This window comes from Fulvivirga lutimaris (genome assembly GCF_009711525.1).
Taxonomy (GTDB): domain Bacteria; phylum Bacteroidota; class Bacteroidia; order Cytophagales; family Cyclobacteriaceae; genus Fulvivirga; species Fulvivirga lutimaris.
Genome location: NZ_SMLV01000175.1, coordinates 1 through 4,027 on the forward strand (window position 1 = coordinate 1; position 4,027 = coordinate 4,027).

A 4,027-nucleotide genomic window follows, 5' to 3' on the forward strand; every position below is an offset into this window, starting at 1 on the left:
GGAAAAACACAGTTGATTAATCATTTTTTAATTGATGAATCATGGTTTTTGGTCGATTTGCCAGGTTATGGATGGGCTAAAGTGGCAAAAACAGAAAAAGAAAAATGGGGTGAAATGATCCATGATTATATTATGGACAGGGAAAACCTGTTCAATATTTTCGTTTTGGTGGACTCCAGACTGGAGCCTCAACCAATAGATGTGGCATTTATTAACTGGTTAGGTGAAAAGGGAATTCCCTTTTCATTGATTTTCACAAAAGCTGATAAACAATCAAAAAATAAGACCCAGTCTTCAATAGCACATTACAAGCGGGTCCTTAAAAAATACTGGTCAGAACTCCCTATTTCGTTTGTTACTTCATCAGCCACCCAAGAAGGGCGTGAAGAAGTTTTGAAATATATTGATGAAATCATCAGCACTAGTAATTCTTAAAATAATTTTTAGATTTGCCCTCTTAATACAAATTGAAAACTATGGATTTTAGTGAAATTGCTTCGGTTGCAGGAAAAGGTGGGTTGTTCAAAGTTGTAAAGCCTACCAGAACAGGTGTTATTTTAGAGTCTTTGGATGAAAGCAAGCAAAAGCTTATTGCGGGAGCAACACAAAGAATTTCGGTTTTAAGCGATATTTCAATTTACACTACCACCCAGGAGGGTTCTGTTCCATTGGCAGATGTTTTTAAGAAGATGTATGCCGAATTCAATGATGACCTAGGGGTGACTCCAACTTCTGATTCAGATGAGCTAAAGGCATTTATTAAGCATATTATACCAGAATATGATGAAACAAGAGTTTATGTTTCTGATATTAAAAAAGTGATTAACTGGTACCAAAGTGTATTGGCCAATGTTCCTGAATTGATTAAGGAAGAGAAGAAAGAAGAAAAGAAAAAGGCTGCTCCTAAGGCTAAGGCTGCTAAAAAATCTGATGATAAATAATGTCAGATAATAAACTGACATTAACTACTCAGCTTATAATTAAAGACTTTTCGCTTGAAGAAACTGATTTACCCGAGGGCATTTCAAAAATTGATGAGCTCAAGGTTGCCTTAAAAAAAATAGTTTCTTACCTGCTAGACAGAGATATGTCTCGTCTATTGCTCGCTCTCTATCGAATTGATGTTAGTGAGAAAAAGGTAAAACAGGTTCTTGCCGAGGCTGAGCCTGGTAAAATTGCAGAGTCCATTACTGATCTTATAATTGAACGTGAACTCCAAAAAGTGGAGACACGCATTAAATATAGCGGTCAGTAGTCTATTTCTTAAAACCTGAAATAGCTTCTTCCACCATATTTTTTGACCCTACAAAAAATGGCACCCTCTGGTGTAACTCGCTTGGCGTTATTTCCAAAATTCTTTCAGTTCCTGTAGAAGCAACACCTCCGGCTTGTTCAATAATGTATGCCAGCGCGTTGCACTCATACATCAATCTTAACTTTCCGTTTTTATCCTTATCAGTTGCTGGGTAAATGTAAATCCCACCTTTCAATAGATTTCTGTGAAAATCAGCCACTAAAGAACCAATATAACGTCCAGAATATTTCTGTTCCTTACAGTAATTTACATAGTTCTTAACAGGTGCTGCAAAGCTATTAAAAGACCCTTCATTGATAGAATAAATAGCACCATCTTCAGGAATTGACATATCAGGATGTGAAAGAAAATATTCGCCCAATGAAGGCTCGTAGGTAAATCCGTTAACCCCATGACCTGTTGTGTAAACCAACATAGTGGAAGAACCATAGAGTAGATACCCTGCTGCCACTTGTTCAGAACCTTTCTGCAGAACATCAATTTCCTGAATGGGAGATCCCACAGGAGTTACTCTTCTGAAAATAGAAAATATAGTTCCAATTGAAACATTAACATCAATGTTTGATGAACCATCTAATGGATCAATGGCGATTACATACCTACCATGGTTATTTAAATCTACAATCTCATCATCCTCTTCAGAAATTACAGCACAAGCCTCTCCTCCTTTAGACAATGCTCTTGTAAAACGAATATTAGCAAGAACATCGAGCTTCTGCTGGTCTTCACCCTGAACATTTTGTGTGCCTATAGCGCCTACAATATTGATAAGACCTGCTTTATTAATTTCTCTGTTTACAACCTTTCCCGCGAGAGCAATATCTCTTAGGAGCTGCGAAAGTTCACCTGATGCATACTGAAATTCATCCTGTTTTTTCTTAATAAACCTGTCAAGCGTAGTACCTATGGGTAAGGCAATCCGTGAATCTTCCATAAAAGGTAGGGAGTCTTTAAAATCTAGATATTAAACTGCTATTTTGCTGCAAATTTATAAGATTAAATTAATGTTTCAATCGGTTGCGGAAGATGTTAGTATTTAAATTCGGGGGTGCGTCAATAAAAAATGCTGAAGCCATCAAAAATATGGCTTCAATAATTAAGAAATATAGTGATGAGCGCCTACTGGTAGTGGTTTCTGCAATGGGGAAAACGACTAATGCATTAGAAGATCTTTTAGACAAATCCAGGAAGGGTGAGTCTACAATTGACGCCTTGAACCATCTAAAAGAATATCACTTAAACATTGTTTCTGAGCTTTTTGGATTGAAAAACACTCCTACTGAACAATTGAATGGTATTTTTAGTGACTTAGAAAAGGCCCTGGTCTCCGAGTCATCTTATGACGAGCATTATGATCAGGTAGTGTCTAAAGGCGAACTTTTATCATCAACCATAGTTGAACAATATTTGAGTTCAACTGGCATAAACACAACATGGGCAGATAGCCGCAATTACATATGTACGGATGATAATTTTAGATCCGCGTACGTAAATTGGGAAGAGTCACTTATAGAGATAAACAAGCTGAACAGGATTCTTGACCAGGGCATTATTCTAACTCAGGGGTTTATTGGTAAAGCCGAAAATGGAAAAACCACAACTTTAGGCAGAGAGGGCTCCGATTTTTCGGCAGCAGTATTTGCTACATGTCTAAATGCAGATTCTGTTACTGTATGGAAAGATGTGCCTGGAATATTAAATGCTGATCCAAAATTAGTGGCTGATGCACAGCTCTTCAACCAGCTACCTTACAAAGAGGCTGCTGAAATGACTTACTATGGAGCTTCAGTCATTCATCCAAAAACCATTAAGCCATTAGCTAATAAAAACATTCCTCTATATGTCAGAAGCTTTGATCATCCTGATGAGCCAGGGACTATAATACATGAATGTGAGCTTGAAGCCATATTACCAACCACTATAATAAAGACGGATCAGTGTTTGGTATCTTTTAAAGTAATTGACTTCTCTTTTATAAATGAAGAGAATCTTAGCCTGATATTTGGTGAACTGGCAAAGCTTGATATTAAAATAAATATCATGCAAAACTCTGCCATCTCATTTTCAATTGTGATTGATTACCGACCGGATAAGGTAGAGGCCTTGTTAGGTCATATGAAAGATCATTTTGAAATAAGGTATAACACCGGTTTAGTCTTAGCCACTGTTAAAAACTACCAACAAAATCAGATTGATGAATACCGAAAAGGAAAGAAATTATTGCTTGAGCAGATTTCAAGAAATAATTACAGAGCACTAATTGGTAGCTAGAGAAGTTCTGTTTCTATAAAATTATTAATTGACCGATTGACAATATCAAAAACATTTTGAAAGCCCTGTTCACCTCCAAAATAGGGGTCTGGCACATCTGCTCCAGGATTATTAGGATCGAAATCTCTCATTAAGTATAGCTTATCTCCAAATTGATCAGCCTGATCTAAAATTTTTATATTAGAAAGGTTGGCAGCATCCATGGCCAAAATATAATCGAAGTCTCTAAAATCCTTTTTGTCAAACTGACGTGCCTGATGGTCTAATTTAATCCCATTATCTGCAGCATTCTTTACCGTTCTATCATCTGGTTGCTCACCAATATGATAACGGCTTGTGCCACACGAATCAAAATAAACTTTATCAGAAATACCTTTTTCTTTGGCAATATGTTTTGCTAAACCCTCGGCCACCGGAGACCGGCAAATATTCCCTAAACAC

General features: G+C 36.9%; 6 protein-coding genes. 4 read left to right on the forward strand and 2 right to left on the reverse strand.

Going from position 1 to position 4,027, the window contains the following annotated elements:
* From yihA to E1140_RS01420, 3 genes are all read left to right on the forward strand, one after another.
* Positions 1–435, forward strand: a 435-nt coding sequence (gene yihA, locus E1140_RS01410; protein ID WP_155178280.1) for a ribosome biogenesis GTP-binding protein YihA/YsxC, incomplete at its 5' end; no start/stop codon positions are given.
* 41 nt (positions 436–476) lie between these two features.
* Positions 477–941, forward strand: coding sequence for a DUF5606 family protein (locus E1140_RS01415; protein ID WP_155178282.1), 465 nt, complete (start codon positions 477–479; stop codon positions 939–941).
* Positions 941–1,255: a hypothetical protein gene (locus E1140_RS01420; protein ID WP_155178284.1), complete on the forward strand. Its 315-nt coding sequence runs from the start codon at positions 941–943 to the stop codon at positions 1,253–1,255. The genes E1140_RS01415 and E1140_RS01420 overlap by 1 nt, the downstream gene beginning before the upstream one ends.
* 1 nt (position 1,256) lies before the next feature.
* On the opposite strand, the gene fbp is transcribed toward E1140_RS01420, so the two are convergent.
* Positions 1,257–2,249 (reverse strand): class 1 fructose-bisphosphatase, encoded by a 993-nt coding sequence (gene fbp / locus E1140_RS01425; protein WP_155178286.1) that lies wholly within the window; start codon positions 2,247–2,249, stop codon positions 1,257–1,259.
* Positions 2,250–2,341: 92 nt separating this feature from the next.
* Here fbp and E1140_RS01430 point away from each other — a divergent pair, with 92 nt between their 5' ends.
* On the forward strand, positions 2,342–3,586 hold the full coding sequence (locus tag E1140_RS01430; protein ID WP_155178288.1) for an aspartate kinase: 1,245 nt from the start codon (positions 2,342–2,344) through the stop codon (positions 3,584–3,586).
* Here E1140_RS01430 and E1140_RS01435 read toward each other — a convergent pair.
* The coding region (locus E1140_RS01435) for a low molecular weight protein-tyrosine-phosphatase (protein WP_155178290.1) at positions 3,583–4,027 on the reverse strand (445 nt) is incomplete at its 5' end. The genes E1140_RS01430 and E1140_RS01435 overlap by 4 nt on opposite strands.

Bases quoted from the DNA above. Each gene is read 5' to 3' on its own strand.
- E1140_RS01420 (WP_155178284.1), top strand. From the start codon at position 941: ATGTCAGATAATAAACTGACATTAACTACTCAGCTTATAATTAAAGAC.
- E1140_RS01415 (WP_155178282.1), top strand. From the start codon at position 477: ATGGATTTTAGTGAAATTGCTTCGGTTGCAGGAAAAGGTGGGTTGTTC.
- E1140_RS01430 (WP_155178288.1), top strand. From the start codon at position 2,342: ATGTTAGTATTTAAATTCGGGGGTGCGTCAATAAAAAATGCTGAAGCC.
- fbp (WP_155178286.1), bottom strand. From the start codon at position 2,249: ATGGAAGATTCACGGATTGCCTTACCCATAGGTACTACGCTTGACAGG.